This is a genomic window from Desulfothermus sp., assembly GCF_053993635.1.
Map to the genome: position 1 here is coordinate 1 of NZ_JBMYBT010000073.1, position 23710 is coordinate 23710.

The window sequence follows — 23710 nt, forward strand, 5'->3', positions numbered from 1 at the left end:
ATTGGATCTTTTCTCAGCAGAGGAGGTTGGATTAGGCCTTGGCAGAGGAACAAAGGTGTTTTTGTTTCCAAATATTGGAAGTTATTTTGGAGGAGACCTTTTAGCTGGTCTTATTGAATGTCAGATGCATAAAAATGAGGAGATAGCTCTTTTTGTAGATGTTGGCACCAATGCTGAGGTGGTTTTAGGAAATTCCCAGTGGCTTGTTGCGTGTGCTGGCGCTGCAGGACCAGCCTTAGAAGGAGGTGTTAGCAAGATAGGAAAACAGGCAGCACCTGGGGTGATTGATAAGGTAAAATATGATCCTATTAAGAAAAAATTTGAATATACCACTATTGAAAATAGGCCTCCTATTGGGATTTGTGGCTCTGGAATGATAGATCTGGCTGCTGAGCTCTTTGTAAATGGTCTTTTAGATATCAGGGGAAAATTTGTAAGGGATAGAGAGAAAAGCCTGTTTGTTGAAAAAGATGAGATACTCTATCTCAAGTTAGTAGATAAAAATGAATCTGGCACAGGAGAAGATTTGCTCATATCCCAGCCTGAGATAGATAGTTTAATAAGGTCAAAGGCTGCTATGTACACAATTTTAGAGACCCTGGCAGAGACCGTGGGGATTTCCCTATCTCAAATATCTAAATTCTATGTAGGTGGCACCTTTGGGAATTTTATTAATCCAAAATCAGCTATTACCATTGGTATGCTTCCTGATCTGCCATTAGAGAGATTTGTACCCCTTGGAAATACGTCTCTTAAGGGTGCAAAAAAATTATTAATGGAGCCTGACTGTTTTGATGAACTTTTTATGTTAGAAGAAAAAATCACTTATATTGAGCTCAATGTAAATCAGGAATTTATGAATAAATTTAGTGGAGCAAAATTTTTGCCCCATACAGATTTAACAAAATTTCCATCAGTGAAGTTAAGCAATAAAATATAAAAAATTTCTTTTTAAAAAGGGTATTTCCCTTGTTACAACGAAAAAGGGGGTATATATGCCTAAGGTAAAATTTCTTCCTCACGGGAGGGAAGTAGAGGTAGATGTAGGCACGCCTGTTATCAGGGCAGCACTACTTGCAGGGGTGCACATAAATGCATCTTGTGGTGGTAATGGGGTTTGTGGAAAATGCAGGGTCAAAATTGAAAAAGGGAGTGTTAAGGGTGGAATTAGTGAAAAGTTGAGTAAGGAAGATATAGAGGAAGGGTATAGACTTGCTTGTTTATCAGAGGTTTTAGAAGATTTAGAGATCCGGGTTCCAATTGAGTCAGAGATAGATGAGAGTGTCTTAAATATCCAGGCAGCCCCTAGAAAAAGGGCAGCAATAAAGCAGCTTGACTTGATTGATTTTAAAGAAAAGGGCATGTTTTTGCCTCCTGTTGAAAAGCGATATTTAGAACTCCCTCCGCCAACCCATGAAGACAATTCTGCAGATGTAACAAGGCTTGTGAATTTTTTAAAACTTAAGCACAACGAACATAGACTTGAAGTTGATTTTTCTGTTATCAAAAAGATAGCCAGGGTCCTGAGAGAGTCAGATTTTAAAGTGACTGCCACCCTTGCAAGGTCTGTTAGGGAGGATGGAAAGACCAGAATTTTGAATGTTCAGCCAGGGGATACCACTAATAGAAATTTTGCAATTGCAGTGGATATCGGGACTACCACTATTTATGGACAGGTGTTGGATTTAAATAGTGGAGATGTGCTTGCAGAATATGGGGATTTTAATGCTCAGATGAGTTATGGAGAAGATGTTATAAACAGGATTGTCTATGCAGAAAAAGGAAATGGTTTAGAAGAGTTAAATCAGGCAGTTTTAAGGACAATAAATAAGGTAATCGGGAAGATAATGAAAAAATCAGGGGTATCTCATGATGAGATATCAACTATAACCCTGGCTGGAAATACCACCATGACCCACCTTTTTTTAAAGCTAGATCCCAGGTATATTAGGCGGGCACCCTATGTACCCACATGTACCCTGTATCCACCTCTAAATGCCAGAGAACTTGGTTTAGAGGTTGGTGAACACGTAATTGCCCTTTTATTCCCTTCAGTATCCAGCTATGTAGGTGGGGATATAGTTGCTGGGATTATGGGGTCACTGGTTTATAAAGAACCTGAACTTACTCTGTATGTTGATATTGGAACAAATGCTGAGATTGTAATTGGTAATAAGGATTGGATGGCATGTGCTGCCTGTTCTGCAGGACCTGCCTTTGAAGGTGGAGGAATGAAATTTGGTGTTAGGGCAGAAAAAGGAGCCATTGAAGATTTTTCTATTGATCCAGTTACGTTAGAACCAATGGTCTTTACAATTGGCAATAAAAAGCCCATTGGGATATGTGGATCTGGCCTCATTACCACAGTTGCCACTTTGTTTGAAGTTGGGGTTATAGACAATAGGGGAAAATTCAATAGGGATTTGGATACACCAAGGATCAGGCAACAAGATGGTATCTGGGAATATGTGCTTTGTTGGGCTGATGAGAGTGGTATTGATAGGGATATTACCCTTCAGGAACCTGATATTGACAATCTAATACGTGCCAAAGGGGCAATTTATAGCGGTTGTATGACCTTACTCAAAGAAGTTGGCCTGTCAATCTCTGATTTAGATAGGATAATAATAGCTGGTGGATTTGGGAGCTACATTGATTTAGAAAAGGCCATTACCATAGGTCTGTTGCCTGAGATGGATACAAGTAAGATTACCTATCTTGGAAATGGTTCTTTGCTTGGGGCAAAGATGAGTTCTTTAAACAATCAAATCAGGAGGGATGTGGTAGAAGTCGTTAAAAAAATGACTAATTTTGAACTTTCAGAAACACCGTCTTATATGGATAATTACGTGGCATCTTTGTTTTTGCCACATACAGATCTACAGCTATTTCCAAAGGTTAGTGAAAGGATAAAGGAAACTAGGAAGATTCTTGGGCAAATAAGAAAAAAATAAAATTATTGTAAGTCTGCTCGGGTTATATATTGACAATTTAGAAAATTAAAGCTAATTCCATATCAAAAATTTGCAGATAAAAGTTTTTTTAATAAGTTAGAATTTTTTTATTAATATTTTTAAAATGGAAGGAGTGCTTATGGGCTTTGAGATCATTAAAGAAAACTATTCAGGAGCGATCAAGGAAGTCACCATTGGGACTGGTGACAAGGCCCTGAAATTGGGGGGACAGACATGTCTGCCCTTTTATACCTTTGAGGGAGACATGCCCAATAAACCCAAAATTGCCATGGAAGTTTGGGATATGGAACCCCCAGAGTGGCCTGATTCAGCAAAGGAACCATTTAAAGATTGTTTAAATGATCCAGCAAAGTGGGCCAAAAAGTGTGTGGAAGAGTATGGGGCAGATGCCATTGCCCTGCTGCTTAGATCCATTGATCCAAATGACAAAAATGCACCAGCTGAAGATGCAGTTGCAACTGTAAAAAGTGTATTAGACGCAGTTGATGTACCGGTAATTGTGTGGGGATGCGCAAATGTGGAAAAGGATGCTGAGGTCTTAAAGAAGATAGGTGAAGAGTGCGAGGGAAAGAATTTGGCATTAGGCCCAATTGAGGATGCAAATCACAAACAAATTGGTGCTGCTGTAATGGGTTTTAACCATACAGCTATTGCGTCCTCTCCAATTGATATTAATCTCGCCAAGCAGATTAATATTTTGCTGGAAAATTTGGGTTTGTCCCTTGATAAGGTAATTATTGATCCAACAACTGGTGGTCTGGGTTATGGTTTAGAGTATTCTTATTCAGTTATGGAAAGGATCATGCTTGCTGCCATGACCTTTGGTGATGATAAGTTACAAAATCCCATTATAAATAATCTTTCATTTGAAGTCTGGAAGTGTAAAGAGGCAAAAGATACAGTAGACACTGCCCCGCTTTTAGGAGATCCAGAGAGAAGGGGAATATTAATGGAGAGTGTGGCGGCAGTATGTTATTTGATTGCAGGATCCTCTCTTCTTATTTTACGTCACCCCGAAACAGTCAAATTGGTTAGAGCATATATTGATTTAATGATTGATGGCGGGATGGCGACTGAAATAGCACCAATAGAAAAGTTACTCCCAGGGGTAAGTGTTGATTATGCAGAGTATTCACCAGAGCCAAATCTAGAAATAGAAGGAGAGAAAAAAGCTGGAGCACCAGCAGCTAAGAAAGAGGCTGCACCACCTAAGAAAGAAGAAGCTGCCCCACCTAAGAAGGAGGAGAAAAAAGAGCCAGAGAAAGAGGTAGAAGAAAAGAAAGAAGAGAAGGCAGAAGAAAAGAAAGAAGAGGTCAAGAAAGAAGAAAAAGCTGTTGAACCAAAGGAAAAGGAACCTGGTGCAGCACCAGCAACTGGTGTAGCAGTTGATGAAGAAAAACTGGCTGAAATGATAAAACAAGGAGTACATGAGGTGTTAAAAGAGCTTAATATCATTAAACCAGAAGTAGATAAAGAGGCTGAAAAAGCAGAGAAATTAAAGAAGATAGAAGAAGAAAAGGCAAAGGCAGAAGAGGCCAAGAAAAAAGAAGAAGAGGAATATAAAAAGAAGATTGAACAGGATATTGAGGCAGTTAGAAAGAAATATGAAGAACTCAAAAAGGGACAAAAAGAGGAAGAAAAACAGGTATATCCAGAAAATGTACCCACAAGCGGCCCAGAAAGGCAACTTTATGAATTAAATTTAATTCACAAAAGGGCTGCATAAAATAAATAAAATAAAAAAAAGGAGAGTAATATGTCTAAATTAGTGGCATTTGCAGTTATACAGGGTGCATATAATATAGTATCAAAGGTAGAGGGACGTTATAAAAAAGTCCTTGAATCATACGAAGCATCCACAAAGGTTGGATTTCCAAATACAGCATATTATCTACCAGTAATTTATTCTTTGACAGGACATAAGGTTGAGAAATTGGAAGATATGAAAAAGCCTTTAGAATTTGCAAGGCAACTCCTTCCCCCTCATGTTAAGGGACACCATCATGTGCCTTATTTAGGTCCCTTACTAGATGCAGGTATGGCTGCAGTATTTGCATTTGAGATTGATGAAGCATTAAATTACCTGGAAAAACCAGATTTTTACTTACATTCTGAGGAAATAGACGAAGAAAATGGAAAGATATGGTTAGGTGCAGCTGACGATATTATCTTTAGAAAAAGGGGTGTTGAGTTTGTTGATGGTTCTGCACCTGGTTTTGCAGCAATAGTTGGTGCTGCTCCAGATCCAGAGACTGCCAAGATGATTGTTGAAGATTATCAGCAGAAAAACCTCTACATATTCTTGGCTGCAAATCAAAATGGTACCACAGTTGCTGAACAATTACTTGAGGCAGGGGTACAGATTGGATGGAATACACGTATTGTTCCATTTGGTCCTGAGATTTCAGCAGCAGTCTTTGCCCTTGGTTTTGCCAATAGGGTGGCAATGGCATTTGGTGGCGTTCAACCTGGTGATTATAAAAAAATCTTGCTCTATAATAAAAACCGTGTATTTGCATTTGTAAATGCCCTTGGTGATGTAAATGCAGAATGGGCTGCAGCAGCTGGTGGAGCAATCAACTGGGGATTTCCAACAATAGCTGATACAGATATACCTGAAGTGTTGCCTTATGGTGTATGTACCTATGAGCACGTGGTTGCCAATGTTCCTCATGACCAGATCGTCCAAAAATCTATTGAAGTCAGGGGACTTAAGGTCACGGTATCCAAGGTGGATATCCCATGCGCATTTGGTCCTGCCTATGAAGGTGAGAGGGTAAGAAAGGGAGACCTTTTCTGTCAGATGGGCGGTGGTAAGACCCAGTGTACTGAGCTTGTCCAGATGGCAAATATGAATGAGATTGAAGACGGTAAAGTAGAGGTTGTTGGTAAGGATATTCCAGATTTAAAAGAAGGGGACGTACTCCCTCTTGGAATTTATGTACAGGTTGCTGGTAGAGAATTTCAGGAAGACTTTGAACCTATTTTAGAAAGACAGATCCATCATCTGGTAAACTACATCCAGGGTGTAATGCATATAGGTCAAAGGGATATCTCCTGGGTAAGGGTATCAAAAGCAGCAGTTGAAAAAGGATTTACCTTAAAAGATATTGGTGTGGTCTTACATGCAAAATTCCATCAAGATTTTGGTAAGATTTTAGACAAGGTCCAGGTTACCTTATACACAAATAAGGAAGATGTGGATGAATTAACTGCTAAGGCCAGGGCGGTTTACAAATATCGTGATGAACGTGTTGAGAAGATGAGAGATGAAGACGTAGAAATTTTTTACTCCTGCACATTGTGTCAGTCCTTTGCTCCAAACCATGTATGTACAGTATCTCCAGAGAGGACAGGACTTTGTGGCGCTTATAACTGGATGGACTGTAAGGCATCTTATGAAATCAATCCAACTGGACCAAACCAGCCCATTGAAAAGGGTGAGTGTTTAGATCCATGGAAAGGTGAATGGAAGGGTGTTAATGAATTTGTCTATAAGGCATCAAAAGGTGGTATTTCCAGTTATACTTTTTACTCCATTTTAGACAGACCAATGACCACCTGTGGTTGTTGTGAGTGTATTGCAGCAGTCTTGCCACAGTGTAATGGTGTAATGACTGTGAACAGGGAATATCAAGGTCAAACTCCATGTGGTATGCCATTTACTACATTGGCAGGGACAGTTGGTGGTGGAGCCCAAACTCCAGGTTTTGTTGGACATTCCAAGTTTAATATTACCCAGAGAAAATTCCTGCGTGGTGATGGTCCAAAAGATAAACCAGACGGCGGACTTTTAAGGCTTGTATGGATGCCAAAGATGTTAAAGGAAGAGCTCAGAGAGAGGCTCATTAAAAGAGGAGAGGAGCTAGGTATTCCTGATTTAATAGATAGAATTGCAGATGAGACTGTTGGGACAACAGAAGAAGAGATCCTGCCATTCTTGAAAGAAAAGAAACATCCAGCTTTAGAGCTTGAGCCAATGGTTGCTGGCTAATGGGGGGTGGATAAAGGGGGCAAAATAGCCCCCTTGTTTATACCGAATAAAAAAGGGTTAACACCCTGATATAATATAATATTTGTAAGGAGAGTAAAATGGGTCTAACAGGAATTCAAATATTTAAGCTTCTTCCACAGACGAATTGTAAGGAATGTGGGTGTGCTACATGTCTTGCCTTTGCCATGAATCTGGCAGCTGGTAAGGCTGAGTTGGATCAGTGTCCATATGTATCTGATGAGGCCAGGGAAAAATTAGCTGAAGCATCAGCACCTCCAGTACGTCCCGTAATGCTAGGTAAAGGTGTGAGGGAGGTAAAAATTGGAGGTGAAACTGTTGAATATAGACATGAAAAGACATTTGTAGGGCCAACTGCAATAGCAGCTCTGGTAAATTCTGATATTGCAGAGGATGAGCTTAAAAATAAGTTAAAGGTGTGGAATGCCTTTCAATATGAAAGGGTAGGTCTTAATTTGCGTCCTGAGTTGATTGCATTAAAGGACGTAAATGGAAACAAAGATGAATTCGCTGCAAAAGCCAAGCTAATCGCAGAGACCTCAGAATTTAACTTGATATTGATGTCTGAAAACAAAGAAGTTATGGAAGCTGCGTTAGAGGTTACAAAGTTTAAAAGACCTCTTATTTATGCAGCAACAAAGGATAATGTAGAAGATTATGGTAATTTGGCAAAGGAAAATAATGTACCCCTTGCTGTGAAGGGAGATTCTGTTGAAGATTTGATTTCTTTAACAGAAAAGTTGACAGAAATGGGGCTTAAGGATATAGTAATTGATTCGGGCACGAGAGAGCCAAAGCAGGCATTTATAGATCAGATTGCAATTAGGCGTGCAGCAGTAAGACAAAAAAATAGGGCACTTGGATACCCAACCATCACATTTCCATGTGAAATGGCCTCAAACTTAGATGTAGAGACTATTATAGCAGCTACATTTATAGCCAAATACGGGGGTATTGTGGTACTTTCAGATTTTCAACCAGAATCCTTATTCCCATTACTCTTGGAGCGTTTAAACATCTTTACAGATCCACAGAGACCAATGACAGTTACACAGGGTATTTATGAAATTGGTAAGCCAGATGAGAATTCCCCAGTACTTGTTACCTCTAACTTTGCCCTTACTTACTTTATTGTATCTGGTGAAGTTGAGGCGTCAAAGGTACCAAGCTGGTTGCTTATCAAAGATACAGAAGGTCTATCAGTGCTTACTGCTTGGGCTGCGGGTAAATTTTCTGGTGATGATGTGGGAATATTTGTAAAGAAATCTGGAATTGAAGAAAAGGTAAAGCATAAGGAACTAATTATTCCTGGTTATGCAGCTGCAATAGTCGGTGAATTAGAGGAAGAGCTGCCTGATTGGAAGATAATAGTTGGACCAAGAGAGGCCGCACATCTGCCAGCATTTTTAAAAGCAAGGCAGTAAGTTGGTATGATTTGAGGGCAACCAAATTAAAAGGTTGCCCTTTTTTGTAACAGAATAAATAGGTAAAGGGGTTTTGATATGACAATGTTACTTTTTGGGGAGAGTTTAAATGTAATGGTAAAAAGGATAGGCAGGGCTTTTAAAGAAAGGGATAAAAAACCCATCCAGGAAGAAGCCCTTTTTCAAAAAGAAAAGGGCATGGACTATATTGATTTGAATATTGGCCCTGCAAAAAAGGATGGGCCAGATCTTATGCAGTGGGTTGTTGAGACAGTTCAAGAAGTTGTAGATTTGCCTCTTCTTTTAGATACTACAAATGTTGATGCAATCGAGGCTGGCCTAAAGGTTTGTGACAAGCCACCAATTATTAATTCAATTATGTGCAGACCAGAAAGATATGAAAAGATGTTACCCCTGGCTGCTGAACATAATGCAGATTTTGTGGCCCTTATGTGGGGACCTGAAGGACTTCCAAGGGATGAACATGAAAGGGTAGCCCTTTGTGTTGAGCTTTTAACAGCAGCAAATGCAGCTGGCATCCCCAATGAAAAGATCTGGGTTGACGGAGTTGTAACCCCTGTAAATGTTCAACAAGACCATGCTCTTAAGCTCCTTAAATTTTATGAGATGTTGTATGGCGAGGTCGCTGAGATGTTTCCAGGAGTGAGGTCCACTTGTGGTCTTTCCAATGTATCCAATGGTGCCCCAGACCACTTACGTCCAATCTTGAATCAGACCTATGCTGTAATGCTCATGAAAAACGGAATGCAGTCAATTATTACTGACCCAAAAGACGATATATTAAATGCCATAGCCAAGGGTGAACGCCAGGATATAGTAGATGTTATCTATCAGACAATGGATGGAAATGAGCCTAAATTAGATGATCTTCCAAAAGAGCTTCAGGACTATGTAAAGACCACAAATGTCCTCCTTGGAAAGACTTTATACTCTGATTCCTGGTTAGAACTATAGATTTGTTTTTTAACTTTACAAAAGAAATTAAAACCCTGTCCTTAATTTCCATTAAGGATAGGGTTTTTTTATAACTAGATTTTCTGAAGATTTTTTAATAATATCCGGTTAGGAAGAAAAATATTTGAACTATTGTCAATAACAGGTTAAAATTTTGAGAATTTTTGGGAGTGATTTTTATGCTTGTTTATGAACTTATTGAAAACATAAAGAAGTTGCCAAAAAATGATTTAAAAATTTTTTTAGAATGGATAGAAAATTTTGAACAAGAGTTTTGGGATGAAGAATTTGAGGGAGATGTAAAACTAGGAAAATTGGATAAATTAGCTGAACAAGCCATTGGAGACTTCCGAGCTGGTAAATGTATGAAACTCTAAACCACTATGCAAACCCTACTTTTTGGGAGAACTTTAAAGAATTACCTGAAAATGTAAAAAAATTGGCAAACAGAAATTTTGAACTTTTAAAGAAAAATCCTTATCATCCCTCATTACATTTAAAGAAGGTTGGTAGATATTGGTCAGTCAGAGTGGGTAAAAAATATAGAGCTATTGGAATAGAAATTAAGGAAGGGATTATCTGGTTTTGGATTGGTAAGCACTCAGAATATGAAAAAATTGTCAACTCATAACAACCCACTTTAGCATGCATGTAATTGTTTAGTGTAGTTTTAGTTTTTATGAATTTTTTTTGGGAGGATAATTTTATGCCTAGAATAGATGATTATAAAATGGCCAGGGCAAAAGCCATTGAAGAGCTAAAAAATGAAAGTTTTAAATACCTGGCAAATAGAAGTGGATTTAATATATCTGACGAAAATAAAATGGAGATACCTTTTCTTGGGAATACATATGAACTTTTATATCCTGATTTTATATTCAAGAATAGAGAAGATGAAGATCGGGAAATTCCGTTACCTGAGCAGGTATTAATATTACATTATTTACAGGGGAAAAAGCCCCTTGATATTTACGATGAATGGATATCTTATAGGGAAATACCAGGCGCCAGTTTTTATTTTGGGCCATTTACTGCCAGGGCAATAACTCCAATGGTAAAGGTCTTTGGAAATAATTTAGAACTTTTTGAAAAAAGCTTTAATGTCTTAGGCGGAGAAAGGATAAATGAAGGAGATATTGGATTTCTGTATTACTTTTTTCCTTTTGTGCCTGTTAAATTGATCTTGTGGGAAGGAGATGAAGAATTCCCCCCATCTGGAAATATACTCTTTGATGCGAGTATATCAAATATCCTTTCTCCTGAAGATGTTGCCTGGCTATCTGGCATGATTGTGTATAAATTAATTGGTATATCGAGAAATCTTTAAAAAAGGAGGAAAAGTCCCTGATGGATGTAAAAAAGGTCTATTATATTGAAGGCGATGGAATAGGTCCTGAAATATTTAGGGCAGCTAAGATGGTAATTGATAGGGCGGTTGATGTAACCTTTGGGGGGACAAAAAAGATTGAGTGGATAGAATTACTTGCAGGTGAAAAGGCGTATAAAGAGACAGGTTCTTATCTGCCTGATGATACCTTAAAAACCCTTGGAGAAGATGCCAAAGTAGCCATAAAAGGTCCTTTAACCACCCCAGTAGGCACGGGTTTTAGGAGTCTAAATGTGACACTTAGACAGACATTTGATTTATATGCCTGTATTAGACCTGTTCGTTACTTTAAAGGACTCGAGACACCTGTAAAACATCCAGAGCTGGTAGATATGGTTATTTTTAGGGAAAATACAGAAGATGTGTATGCTGGGATTGAGTGGGAAGCCAAAAGCCATGAGGCAAAGAGATTAATTGAGTTTATGAAACATGAATTAGGAGTCGATGTTGACGGTAGTGCAGCAATAGGTATAAAGCCCATCACTGAAAAGGGGTCAAAGAGGCTTATTAGAAAGGCTATTAGATATGCTATAGAGAATAAGCGAAAAAGCGTTACCTTTATGCACAAGGGTAATATAATGAAATTTACAGAAGGGGCATTTTTTAAGTGGGGCTATGAGGTTATGGAAGAAGATGAGTTTAAAGGATTTTGTGTTAAAGAAGGTGATGAGGGTAATGCTGATGGCAAGGTTATAATAAAAGATAGGATAGCTGACAATATGTTTCAGCAGATTTTAACTCGTCCATCGGAATATGATATAATTGCTACAACTAATCTAAATGGAGACTACATATCAGATGCCCTGGCAGCTCAGGTAGGAGGACTTGGTTTGGCGCCTGGTGCAAATATTGGAGATGATCTGGCATTGTTTGAACCCACCCATGGTTCAGTCCCTAAAAGAGCTGGGACTGATACAGCCAATCCATGCAGTTTGATATTATCTGGTGGAATGATGTTAGAATACATGGGATGGAATGATGCTTCTTTTAAAATACAAAAAGCTATTGAAAGGGCTATTTCTAAAAAAGAAGTAACTCAGGATCTGGCAAGGCTTATGGATGGGGCAAAGGTGGTAGGATGTAAAAAGTTTGGGGAAATTATAGCAGAAAATATAGAGTAACAGTATGATGGCCTGGGTTTGTTATATACAAACTTAGGCCGTATAATTTTCATAATAATATTGTGGTTATATTACCTATGATGCCTATTCCCCTTGCTCTTATGGAGAGAAAGTACACCTTAGTTACCATAAATCCAGTTGAAGAACTGACTCAGTAAGGAGGTCAGTGGTGTGGATATAAAAGAGAGAATGAAATATAGTCAGTACGAAAACATAATTATAGGCTTTGTAGAAAAAGGAGGAGTTTTAATAACTTATTCTAGAGACAATAATCTTATCAAAATCCTTAATAGATTATTATACAAGCATCTAGGGGTAAAAAAGAATTGTTTAATATCGTGTTATTCAAAAAAAGAACTTGTTTCCAGAATTAATGCGGAACTTAAGGCAGAACATAGAGTGGTCTTATTTTTAGATAGGATTTTTGATGGGGCTCAAACTACAAATTTATTGAGTTTTGTAAAAGAGACCTATAAAGAAAAAGTGCTTATTATAATGTTGACCAATGAAGTGGAAAAAGAAGTTTTAATAAAATTTTACGAAATGGGGGTCAATAATTTTATAACAAGACCTTATAGCATGAATACCCTTATAGAAAAGATTGCCTTTACAGTGAAGCCACCAACTAAACTTGGGGAGATGATAGAAGAGGCAAAGAACTATTTAAGGAAAGGTAAATTAGAAGAAGCCTTAAATAAATGTGAAGAGATACTCAAGATAAAACCAAATAGTGCAGCGGCCTTGATGATCAAGGGGGATATTTACAAGAAAATGGGTGAAGTAGAAAAGGCCAAAGAGTGTTATTTAACAGCACATAATGATTGGAAACTTTATTTAGAACCTTTAAAGAGACTAGTTGAAATAAGTAAAGAGACAGGTGATAAAAAGTCCCTTTTAGACTATCTAAAAAAATTAGACAAACTTAGCCCCCTCAATGTGGAGAGAAAAGTGGAGATAGGAACTGTTTCTCTGGAATTAGGAGATAGGGAACAAGGAGAGAAATATTTAGATAGTGCCATAAAGCTTGCCACAAAACAACTAAAGGAAGAAATAGGAACTCTCGCCTTAAAAATCGCAGATACACTTATGAATATAGATTCATCTCTGGCAGAAAAATATTACCGAACGGCACTTGATGTTAAAAAGACCCTTGATGCTAGTGACATAGAGACTTTTAATAGGCTTGGAATTTGTCTCAGACAACAGAAAAAGCCAAAATTGGCAATAGAGGAGTACAAAAAGGCTTTAAAAATAGATCCCACTAATGAGAGGATTATGTATAATATGTCAATGGCATATTTAGAGGCAGGGGACGTGGAAAAGGCTAAAGGAATACTGAATGTGCTTCTTAGGAAAAATTCTGATTTTGGCGAGGACAATGAGGTGGTGCTATATAATATGGGCATGATTTTCTATAAGGCAAAAGAGATAGAGAAAGCTGTAGAATTTTTTAAAAAGTCCTTAAAAGCAAATCCAGATTACGAGTTACCGAAAAAAGTTTTAAATAAAATTTTGAACAAAAAATAATTTTAAGTTTAAGAATTTTTCTTTACTTTACTTCTAATCCAATTGAGGAGATATGGTTCTTTACCTTGTGAGCGGGGTCTGTAAAATTTTTTCTCCTTTATATCATCTGGTAAATATTGTTGTTTAATCCACGATCCTTTGTATGCATGGGGGTATTTATAGCCTTTGCCATATTCTAAATCTTTATCCAGTGGTGTTGATGGGTTCCTAAGATGCAGGGGGACATCCAATATCCCTTTTTCCTTTATTAAACTTTGAGCCTCTAAGTAGGCCCTATAAGATGAGTTACTCTTAGGCGCAAGTGCAAGATAAATAACAGTTTCAGACATGGGAATAAACCCTTCGGGCATGCCGATTAATTCCACTGCATGGTAACATGAAGTTGCCAAGGTAAGTGCATAAGGATCTGCAAGCCCAATATCTTCTGATGCAGAAATTATGAGTCTTCTACAAATAAATCTCGGGTCTTCTCCAGATTCAAGCATACAGGCAAGGTAATATACTGCTGCATCTGGATCGCTTCCCCTAATGGATTTTATAAGTGCAGAAGCCAGATGATAGTGTTGATCTCCCTGCCTGTCTCCCTGTATAACCCTTTTGGGAAGGACCTCTTCTATTTTATCAATTGCTAGATCAGATGGATCAATGTCTTTTACAAATTCCAGTATATTTAAAAGGCTCCTTGCATCTCCCATTGAGATATTAACCAGATACTCAATGAGATCTTCAGGGATTTCAATGGATAGTTCTTCTATTCCCTTCTTAGCAATTTTTTTTAAGTCCTCTTTTTTTAGGGGGTTTAGTTTTAGCACATGAAGCCTAGATAAGAGTTGTCTTGTCACTGAAAAGGAAGGATTTTCTGTGGTTGTTGCAAAGAGTCTAATTTTACCCTTTTCAAGTATAGGTAAAAATAGATCCTGCTGCGTCTTAGAAAACCTGTGGATTTCATCAAGTATGAGTATATCTGCATCTTGGATGCGGCCTTTTATTTCAGATACTCCTGTTTCTGGGGCGCTTAGGTGTACAACATTAGAAGAAAATCTTTTTGCAAGGATTGTAGCTAACGTGGTTTTTCCACAACCTGGTGGGCCAAAGAAAAGTATGTTGGGAGGAACACTTGCCTTAAGAAAGGTCTCTATGCTTTTTTTTATCTGTTCCTGTCCAATAAAGTCTTCCAATTTGCTGGGTCTAAGTCTCTCATACAGGGGAGGAGAATTTTCTTTCACTGCAATTTACTCCCATATTCCTGAAATAGTTCCATTACACTTTTTGCATTTGCCTTTGTATAGATTTAATATTTCACAACTAAATCCAATCCTTCTAATTAGAGGGGCTCCACATTCTGGACAATAGGTATTCTCTCTGTCATTGTGTGGGACATTACCAAGATATACATATTTTAACCCAATCTCTTTGCCAATTTCATATCCCATCTCCAGGGTAGATATAGGAGTGATGGTGGTGTCTAAGAGCTTATAATCAGGATGAAATCTAGATAAGTGCCAGGGCACTTCGTCTCCTAGCTCCTTGTATATGAATTTGGCAATGTTAGTTAACTCTTGTTTAGAATCATTTTTCCCTGGAATTATCAGGGTGGTAATTTCCACAAGCCAGCCATATTTTTTCATAAGAACGAGGTTTTTTAAAACAGGTTTTAATCTTCCATCACAAAGATTTTTGTAAAAATCATCAGAAAAAGACTTTAGATCTATATTTGCTCCATGGATTAGATCCTTTAATCTGTATATGGCCTTCTCGCTCATAAATCCATTGGAGACAATGACATTTTTTAGCCCGTTTTTAATTGCCTCTTTAGCAGTATCTTCGACTAATTCAAAGAATATTGTGGGCTCAGAATAGGTAAAAGATATAGATTTACAATTGTATGAGATTGCAGCACTCACTAACTTTCTTGCAGATACATTTTCTCCTTGAATTAATTGATTTAATTTAGGAGGTTGGGAAAGGGTGTAGTTTTGACAAAATACGCAGGAGAAATTACATCCCATTGTGCCAAGGGAAAAGGTCTTAGTTCCTGGGAGAAAGTGGTAAAGGGGCTTTTTTTCAATTGGGTCTATGTTTATCGCAGCTACTTTGTCGTACACCAAAGTATAGAGCTCTCCATCTCGATTTTCCCTTACTCCACATCTTCCCCGCTCACCTGGTTTTAATACACAAAAGTGGTTGCATAGCTCACACTGAACAACACCTTTTTTCCCTTGAATTTCCTTCCATAGTCTTGCTGGAGTCATATTCCCTCCTCATTTTAATCCATTGCTATTTTTTATCACCAGAGATATTTTTTCATACAGTATAGTTACAGTCAAGGTGCTTAAGCCAAATTTAATCTGGTTATTTTAGCTTGAGAGGCGTTGAAATATAGGCTATTTTCCTTGCATGAGGTGTGTAGTAGCAGTTCCGCCAATAGAAGATTTTTATTATACGCCCCATAGGGGGAGTTTTTTAGGTGCACATATAGTTAATTCTATATTGAAAGAGCATGGATATGAATCTCATTTAATTTGTTTTCCAAATCTTTATAAAAAACCAAAAAAAATATCCCTTCCAAAAGAACTATCATATTTGTCAGATTTTATTGTTAATAAAGAAACTGGCCCAATATCTTTTTTTTCTTCTTATAAAAGGTTTGGTCCAGATTATAAAGATGCAGCTCATATTGTGAATAGTTATAAACCAGATATTGTATTTATTTCTTGTTTTGCCTTTTGTTATGCAAGGTCCAGTATATATCTTGCAGAAGAGATAAAGAAGATTGATCCTGGGATTGAGATTGTTTTAGGTGGTACAGGGGCGTCTGTTTTCCCTGAATATTATGAAGACACAGGTCGTTTTGATGATATATTAATCGGACTAGCAGAGCATGCATTTACGAACTTTTTGGGTATTCCAAAAAAAGATAAACCAGTGCCAGCATTGGTTAAAACAAAAACAACAAAGAAGTGGAGATATTATTCTTCTTATTTAACAAGGGGATGCCCAAGAAATTGTAAATTTTGTTCAGTCCCCATGTTGCATGGAAGAAAGCTTGAGACAATAGATAGATATATTTTAGAAAATAAGATTAAAGAAATTGATTCTGAAAAAGGGATATTTTTAAATTTTGAAGATGACAATGTATTGTATAAGTGGGATTTTTTTATTGAATTTTTAAAAAAAATAAAGAAAATCAACAAAGATATTATGTTTTCCTGTGAAAATGGAATAGATTATAGGCTGTTAGATGAGAGAAGATTAAATGAACTTATCAATCTTGGATTTAGACAATTTAATTTTTCAATTGGTACAACATCAAAAAAAATTGCACTGGAGCAGAACAGGACTGTTGATCTATCTAGACTTATGTCTTTAACTAAGATCCTGGATAAAAAACAGATACATGCAATTGTTTATTTTATATCAGGATTTCCCAGAGAAAGTATAGAAGATGCTATTTCTAATTTGATTTTATTAAGTGGACTTGGGGAAAATGTAAGGATAGGGTTGTCTTTATTTTATCCAATACCAGGAATTCCTGGTTTTGAAAACAAAGACCTATTTAAAAAAATAAGCCCAATTCTCCTTTGTTCATCTTCAGCTTGGCCCTGGAACAATTCTCTCTCAACTGAAGATATGATAACCTTATTTAGATTAGTTAGGCTTGTAAATTTAACCAAGAGAAAGGATTTAGATAATTTTTATGCTGAACTTATAAAAAGGTGTTTTAAGGAGAAAAGGTTATACACCCTTGTAAGAGGGAAGGAAAATCCTGTTGAAGTTGGTTGTTATAATAAAGATATGGTAAAGCTCTTTTTTGATGGAATAAAAGAAGATTTGTGGAGTTAGATTATGAAGAAATTTAGCTTTGTATTTATTTTGTTTATGTTTGTGGCTCAGGTATATGCAAAAAAAGGAATAATGGAGCTTAGCTTGCCAAAGGAACCTGTTAATATGTCAGCAAAAAGGATAAAAGTTAATAACAATAAAAATATTGTAGAGGCTTTTGGTAATGTATATCTCTCATCATCACAGTATAAAATACGTGCAGACTATGCAAGATACGAAAAAAAAGAAAAAAAGGTATATTTAAAAGGTAATGTCTTTGCAACCTGGGATAAAAATAATATATATGCAAAAGAACTTTTAGTATATGTATCAAATTCAACAGGTTGGATTAAAGGTGGTGATATATTTTATGCAGTGCCCCATTTATATTTTAGGGGGAAAAAAATTGATAAGACAGGGAAAAATACCTTTGCATTTAAAAATATAGAAGTAACAGGTTGTGATTCAGATGTACCAGATTGGTCATTCTTTATTAAAAGAGGTAATATAGAAAATAATGGAGAAGCGCGTCTATATCATATAAAATTTAGGATAAGGGATCACAGCATATTATATTTTCCCTATTTGCAGTTACCAGTACTTATAAAGAGAAAATCAGGATTTTTGATTCCTGAATATTCTTCTTCGTCCATAGATGGAACTGGTCTGATTCTTCCATATTATCTTGTTTTATCCCAAGAACAGGACATCACCTTTTATCCAGGTTATTTAAGCAAGAGGGGAAACTATATGGGAATGGAATATAGATTTACGCCCAATGTTCAAACCAGAGGGTACTTTATGGTCAGCTATTTAAAAGATAAAATCCAATATGATACAGAATTAGACTCCCCAGCTGGTTATGGTGACGATGGATTGATAAGACCCAATAAAAATAGATATTGGATAAGGGGTAAATTAGATGGCTATGTTATATCGCCTGATCTAGAGCTTAAATTGGATATTGATTATGTATCTGACCAGGACTTTTTGCGTAAGTTTGATTCAGGATATCTTGGCTTTGACAAGAGTAGGGATCAATTTCTGGATGTATTTGGCAGGGATATAAATAATAAAGACGATCTTTTAAGGAAGAATACAATCTTATTAAATAAGGGATTCGATATTGGCGATTTATATCTGAAGGCTGAGTATTATGAAAATTTAAGATATAAAAATCACAACCTTGATCCTGTTTTAGATCCTACAGCCCAGCGTGTTCCTGAGATTGGCTTTAATGTTTACAAAATGTCAGTTTTTGGAGGTTTGTTGGATTTTGAGTCAGAGAGTTCCATGTCTTATTTTTATAGAAGGTATGGGGTCCAGGGTATGAGGGTGGATATTTATCCTTCAATGAGTAAGACCATATCAACTAATATAGCCACAATTATCCCAAAGATCTCACTTAGGGATACAGCATATTTTTTAAAGGACAGGAACCCAAAACTCACAGATCCTGTTGAGAACAGGTATTTGTTTGAATTTGATTTAGATACATCTACTCAACTCTATAAGATTTTTAATATTTCCTTTGATAAAAAGGATTATTTTATAAGACATATGGTTACTCCTGAAGTTGAATATTTCTATAGGCCAATGAGGAGAAGAGACGATATACCATCTTTTGATTCAATTGATTCTATTACAAGGGAGCACAAAATAACATACAGCATAGATAACCACTTTACATTAAAGTATTTTAACGAAGACAATGCATCAATATACAGGGATGTACTTAGGTTAAAGTTGTCTCAGACTTATGATATAAAGGAAGCAGGAAGGGAGCAGAATTTAAAAAAATATCCAAAAAGGCCATTTACTGATATTAGAACAGAATATAACTTTATTCCTTTAGATAAGTTGGATGTAAGTGGAAATATTTGGTTTTCTCCGTATATCTTAGGCATCACTGAAGCTGAAAACAAATTGAATATAAAATTTTTTAGACAAATAGATGGATACATATCCCATGATTACAAGAGGGAACTTAGAGACGATATACATAGACAAGGTCAGGAAAAGTTATCAGTTTTAGAATTTGGAACAAATATTTATCCAAATAACAGGTGGCAGATCAGCTATTCAGATAGTAGAGATTTAAATTTGGCCAAGACAATTGAGAGAAAACTCACCATAAATTATAGACATCAGTGCTGGAGTATTGCAACAGAGCTTTCCCACACAAGGGACGAAGATAAGATAATGGTGACAATTACCCTTGGATCCCTTGGAGAGGTGTCACAGGGATTTAATCTAGAATAGCATATAATATGAGGTCGCATATGGGGAATATAAAAATACTTCCACCAAATATCCAGAATATGATCGCAGCAGGTGAGGTTATAGAGAGGCCTGCAAATGTCTTAAAGGAACTTCTTGAGAATAGCTTGGATGCTGGAGCTGATGAGATATTTGCAGAGATAGAAGGAGGGGGGCAGGTGCTTGTAATGGTACAGGATAATGGTTCTGGGATGGACAAAGAGGATCTTTTATTAGCAGTAAAAAGGCATGCAACAAGTAAGATTAGGGAGCGGAATGATCTTTTTGCAATAAAGTCCTTTGGTTTTAGGGGAGAAGCCCTTCCATCCATAGGATCTGTCTCCCATATGAAGATCTGTACAAAAAAACAGGGCGCAGATTTTGGTTATTTTCTTGAAATAAGATATGGGAAACAAGAAGATCTAGGTATATGTGCCCTAAATAGGGGAACAAAAGTGGAGGTCAGGGATCTTTTTTTGCAGGTTCCAGCGAGACTGAAATTTTTAAAATCCACACCTGTTGAATCAAAAAGGTGTGAAGAAGTATTTTACAAGATAGCCTTATGTCACATTGATAAAGAATTTTATTTAAAAAGGGATGGAAAAGAAAGGTTTAGGTTCTCAAAAAATGAGGACGTGCTTTCCAGGATAAAGTCCATTTGGCCACAGGAGCTTGTAGATAACTTCCGGACTGTTGATTATAAAATTGGAGATGTGGCTGTCTTAGGGTATGTTTGTGATCCAAAATATTCCCAGAATAGGGGTGATAGGATAATATTTTTTGTAAATAACAGGCCAGTTAAGGACAGGATCCTTTTAAAAGCATTAAAACAGGCATATTCTGGGATGATTTTGTCAAAGGAATATCCTGCAGGGATTTTATTTTTAAAAATGGCTCCAGATTTTGTGGACGTAAATGTCCATCCTGCAAAGATGGAAGTAAGATTTCGGGACGAATCATTAGTCTTTTCTGCCGTTTATAGGGGAGTAAAAAGTGCAATTGAAAAAAAATATTTTGAATCTGTATGTCCAGAAGAAAAAAAACACCACAAAGAAAAAAAATATCTCTCACAGGCCCTGGCTGAATATCGAGTTGAAGAGGAGAAAGGATTTGATTTAGACATAGTTGAAAAAGATTATGTGGTATCTCACATTGATATTCCTAAAGATAAGCCAATAGAAGAAAGTGATAAGGATGTTTTAGAATTTATTTATCTTGGTCAAATAGAAGATACATATCTAATTGTTAAAGACAGAGACGGTAAACTTATTATTTTGGATCAGCATGCAGCACATGAGAGGATACTCTATGAGAGATATAGTGAGAAAAAATTCAGGTCAACGCAGAGTCTCTTAACTCCAATTAAGATTAAACTTCCTAGAGATAGAGACTTAGCTTTTATTAATGAGTTAAATCACCTTGGGTTTGAGTATAAAACAGTTGGGGACCATATTTTTATTTCTGGGATTCCAGCATATTTAAGTGGTGGTGAGGCAGAAGAGATAATAAAGGAATACATAAATTCAGACAAAGATAGCGTGGATTCTCTAATTAAAATGATATCTTGTAAAAAGGCCATAAAAGCAAATACCAAATTAGAAACATGGGAGGCAAAGGAGCTTATAAAACAGTGGCTTAGATGCAAAAATAAAGAATTTTGCCCCCATGGTCGTCCTACCTCGTTGGTTTTTTCCAGAAAAGAACTGGATAGGATGTTTAAGAGGTGAGATATTCAATTGCAGATGAGTTATTAAAATATAAGGACAGAGGGGTTTTTTTCCAATACAAAAATGGACGAATTGAACTCAATTTTGATAACTCTATAGGATTAAAGACATTTTATTTAGATGAGAGAAGATATTTTGATTTAAAAAAACAGGTCTCAAGAAAACAACCCCTTATTTCTGCAATTGTTACCAAGAGATTTCGGCCAAATATTGTATTGGACTTAACTGCAGGTTTTGGGTTTGATGCAATTCAGCTGGCTATATATGGAATATCAGTTATATGTGTTGAAAAAAATCTGGCTATATTTTCTATATTAAAAGAATACATAGGTAGAATTGGGATATTTGATATTAAAGTTGCAACGAGGATAAGGCCAATTTTTGGAGATTCAAAAGATGTATTAAATAAAATTGGGACCAAGATACCATACCCAGATGTGGTGTATTTAGATCCCTTTTTCCCAGATCACAAGATAAGGCGAACAAAAGAAAAAAAGTATATGCAGGTTATAAAACTTTTGGCACATGGGGAAGAGGATAATTTAGATGAGTTGTTTGAAGAGGCATGGAAGATTACAAAGTCCAGGATAGTTGTAAAAAGGCCACCCCATGCAGGTGTTGTTTGTACAAAAAAGTTCAAGTTAGGGTTTCAAATAAAAGGCAGGGGACACAGGTTTGATGTGTATGTCAAAAAATAAAGATACTTTTTTTTCTGAAGAGGATTTTCTAAATTTTTTAGATGGTTTTTTTGAACAAAGAGAAGGTCTTGTTTTAGGTAGGGGAGATGATTGTGCAATTATAAAAGCAGAAAATGAGATGCTCATATCTTCAGATCTGTTTTTAGAGGGATTTCACTTTGATATAAAATATTTCCCCCCTTATGCAATTGGATATAAGGTCCTTGCAGTAAATATCTCTGACATCCTTGCCATGGGGGGTATCCCTATAGGCTTTACCATGTGTTTGATGATAAATAAAAAAGTTGCTAATACAACTTTTTTTAGGGATTTTTTTAGCGGTATGGCATCATTATGCAAAGAATATAACCTCTATCTTGCAGGCGGAGATATATCCTTTTCAAATTTTTTGGGGATTGATATTACTATTTTTGGGAAAAAGGGCAAAAGGTGTCTTTATAGAAAAAGAGCAAATGTTGGAGATTTTATTTTTATTACTGGGGATATTGGTTTGTCCAGGGCAGGTCTTTATGCATTTAAAATGGGTATTCAGGATAGATTTAAAATAGCCACTAAATCTCATTTAATGCCTAAAATATCGTATAATGAATCCAGAGCTGTTACAAAAAATCCATTTGTCAATTCCCTTATGGATGTATCAGATGGGGTGTTAAAAGATATTGTAAGGCTTGTTCCAGAGGGAATGGGTGCAAATTTGGAAATAGATAATTCAATGCTCCATCCAGAGGTGATTTCAATGGCTGAGATTTTAGGTGAGGACCCGGCTGTTTTTGCTGCAAAAGGTGGAGAAGATTATGTGTTAATGGGAACTATTAAGCCTGATGGAATAAGGGAACTAAATAAAGATATTTCAGGATTTAAAGTAATTGGAGAGGTTACAGATGATGGAAAATTTTTGTTAAATGGCAGGAAAATTCAAGGGGGATTTGATCATTTTAGATATACCGAGACATATTAGAGGAGTCATTCAGCTTTACAAATTCCATGGTATGGGATAAAAATTTAAGAAAATGGAAACAGGAAGGTTATAAAATATGTCAATGAGTGTAGCCCTTTTTAGAAAATTGGAAACAGTTGATCCTTCTATTAGGGAAGTTTTATTTGCTATTTTGGAGGAGATTGAAAAGCAACAAAAGGATTGGTGAGGGAAAAGGAGTATTTTTTCATTTCCACTCCAGGATGAGCTTCACAGTAAGGGATTGTAAAGCTCGCTTCACTAAAAGTTGCAAAGCCGGCTAACGCCGGCAAGGGTGCAACTTTTTTCGTTCCGCTCGCTAACAATCCCTAATACTCGCCCATAGTCGTTCAATGAAAAAATACTCCTTTTCCCTTCCATCTGAGATAGGCATAGCAGCTGTAAAGGAATTTTTATAGCTCTGTTATAAGTATATTTTTTTTGTAGACAATTGATTAATAAACCCAAAAGTTTTTTGGGTTAAGATTTATGCAGTTATACTTATTATGATTTTGAAAAAAACAAGTTGGAAGGATTAAGGGGATATTTTGGTTTAGGGGTAGCTGGATACCAATTTTTTTGTTGAAGCGACTATGAACAAATTTAGAGATTGTTTACGAGCGGAGCTAAAAAAAGTCGCACCAGCAGGCGAATGCCTGCCTTGCGACTTTTAGCGGAGCGAGTATTACAAGCTCTTATATGAAGTTTATGCCGGAAGCTGAAACAAAAGGATTGGTGTCCAGCCCCATTGATTTAGCATTGTATTGTTTATTACATACCCTCACGGGATTAACGCTTTTTATATGAAAAGTATAAATATCAATCAAA

Annotated in this window: 18 protein-coding genes; 16 read left to right on the forward strand and 2 right to left on the reverse strand. The window is 36.5% G+C overall.

All coding sequences use genetic code 11. From position 1 onward, the window contains the following. From ACY2V1_RS05900 to ACY2V1_RS05950, 11 genes are all read left to right on the forward strand, one after another. Positions 1-940: ATP-binding protein (locus ACY2V1_RS05900; protein WP_461833871.1), on the forward strand; the 940-nt coding region annotated here is incomplete at its 5' end. A gap of 55 nt (positions 941-995) precedes the next feature. Next, a complete protein-coding gene (locus ACY2V1_RS05905) occupies positions 996-2954 on the forward strand; it encodes an ASKHA domain-containing protein (RefSeq protein WP_461833872.1) in 1959 nt (652 codons plus the stop codon). Between the two features lie 139 nt (positions 2955-3093). Beyond that, positions 3094-4701 (forward strand): acetyl-CoA decarbonylase/synthase complex subunit delta, encoded by a 1608-nt coding sequence (locus ACY2V1_RS05910; RefSeq protein WP_461833873.1) that lies wholly within the window; start codon positions 3094-3096, stop codon positions 4699-4701. A gap of 30 nt (positions 4702-4731) precedes the next feature. Beyond that, the gene (gene acsB, locus ACY2V1_RS05915; protein WP_461833874.1) at positions 4732-6969 is read left to right on the forward strand and encodes an acetyl-CoA decarbonylase/synthase complex subunit alpha/beta; all 2238 of its coding nucleotides are present in this window, start codon (positions 4732-4734) and stop codon (positions 6967-6969) included. A gap of 98 nt (positions 6970-7067) precedes the next feature. Then, positions 7068-8411, forward strand: coding sequence for an acetyl-CoA decarbonylase/synthase complex subunit gamma (gene acsC, locus ACY2V1_RS05920; RefSeq protein WP_461833875.1), 1344 nt, complete (start codon positions 7068-7070; stop codon positions 8409-8411). Between the two features lie 78 nt (positions 8412-8489). After that, positions 8490-9386 (forward strand): dihydropteroate synthase, encoded by an 897-nt coding sequence (locus tag ACY2V1_RS05925; RefSeq protein WP_461833876.1) that lies wholly within the window; start codon positions 8490-8492, stop codon positions 9384-9386. A 179-nt stretch (positions 9387-9565) separates the two neighbouring features. Next, positions 9566-9763, forward strand: a complete 198-nt coding sequence (locus ACY2V1_RS05930; protein ID WP_461833877.1) for a hypothetical protein — start codon at positions 9566-9568, stop codon at positions 9761-9763. Next, positions 9748-10017 carry a ParE family toxin-like protein gene (locus tag ACY2V1_RS05935; protein ID WP_461833878.1) on the forward strand — a complete coding sequence of 90 codons (270 nt, stop codon included), beginning with the start codon at positions 9748-9750 and terminating at the stop codon, positions 10015-10017. The genes ACY2V1_RS05930 and ACY2V1_RS05935 overlap by 16 nt, the downstream gene beginning before the upstream one ends. A gap of 75 nt (positions 10018-10092) precedes the next feature. After that, positions 10093-10713, forward strand: coding sequence for a DUF3786 domain-containing protein (locus tag ACY2V1_RS05940; RefSeq protein ID WP_461833879.1), 621 nt, complete (start codon positions 10093-10095; stop codon positions 10711-10713). 20 nt (positions 10714-10733) lie between these two features. Then, positions 10734-11894, forward strand: coding sequence for an isocitrate dehydrogenase (NADP(+)) (gene icd, locus ACY2V1_RS05945; RefSeq protein ID WP_461833880.1), 1161 nt, complete (start codon positions 10734-10736; stop codon positions 11892-11894). Positions 11895-12065: 171 nt separating this feature from the next. Next, the gene (locus tag ACY2V1_RS05950) at positions 12066-13421 is read left to right on the forward strand and encodes a tetratricopeptide repeat protein (RefSeq protein WP_461833881.1); all 1356 of its coding nucleotides are present in this window, start codon (positions 12066-12068) and stop codon (positions 13419-13421) included. A gap of 8 nt (positions 13422-13429) precedes the next feature. Here ACY2V1_RS05950 and ACY2V1_RS05955 read toward each other — a convergent pair whose 3' ends face one another. Together ACY2V1_RS05955 and amrS are read right to left on the reverse strand one after the other, a co-directional pair. Then, positions 13430-14647 carry a replication-associated recombination protein A gene (locus tag ACY2V1_RS05955; RefSeq protein WP_461833882.1) on the reverse strand — a complete coding sequence of 406 codons (1218 nt, stop codon included), beginning with the start codon at positions 14645-14647 and terminating at the stop codon, positions 13430-13432. A gap of 6 nt (positions 14648-14653) precedes the next feature. Then, complete coding sequence (amrS, locus tag ACY2V1_RS05960; RefSeq protein ID WP_461833883.1) at positions 14654-15673, reverse strand: AmmeMemoRadiSam system radical SAM enzyme; 1020 nt, start codon at positions 15671-15673, stop codon at positions 14654-14656. Positions 15674-15818: 145 nt separating this feature from the next. Here amrS and ACY2V1_RS05965 point away from each other — a divergent pair, with 145 nt between their 5' ends. The 5 genes from ACY2V1_RS05965 to thiL are packed head-to-tail and all read left to right on the forward strand — an operon-like array spanning position 15819 to position 22885. After that, positions 15819-17264 (forward strand): B12-binding domain-containing radical SAM protein, encoded by a 1446-nt coding sequence (locus ACY2V1_RS05965; RefSeq protein ID WP_461833884.1) that lies wholly within the window; start codon positions 15819-15821, stop codon positions 17262-17264. 3 nt (positions 17265-17267) lie between these two features. After that, entirely contained in the window at positions 17268-19505 is a 2238-nt protein-coding gene (locus tag ACY2V1_RS05970; RefSeq protein ID WP_461833885.1) for an LPS-assembly protein LptD, read from the forward strand. 20 nt (positions 19506-19525) lie between these two features. Continuing rightward, complete coding sequence (gene mutL, locus ACY2V1_RS05975; RefSeq protein ID WP_461833886.1) at positions 19526-21229, forward strand: DNA mismatch repair endonuclease MutL; 1704 nt, start codon at positions 19526-19528, stop codon at positions 21227-21229. Continuing rightward, the gene (locus ACY2V1_RS05980; protein ID WP_461833887.1) at positions 21226-21927 is read left to right on the forward strand and encodes a class I SAM-dependent methyltransferase; all 702 of its coding nucleotides are present in this window, start codon (positions 21226-21228) and stop codon (positions 21925-21927) included. Before mutL ends, ACY2V1_RS05980 begins: the two co-directional genes overlap by 4 nt. Further along, positions 21914-22885, forward strand: a complete 972-nt coding sequence (thiL, locus tag ACY2V1_RS05985) for a thiamine-phosphate kinase (protein ID WP_461833888.1) — start codon at positions 21914-21916, stop codon at positions 22883-22885. The genes ACY2V1_RS05980 and thiL overlap by 14 nt, the downstream gene beginning before the upstream one ends. Positions 22886-23710: the final 825 nt, after the last annotated feature.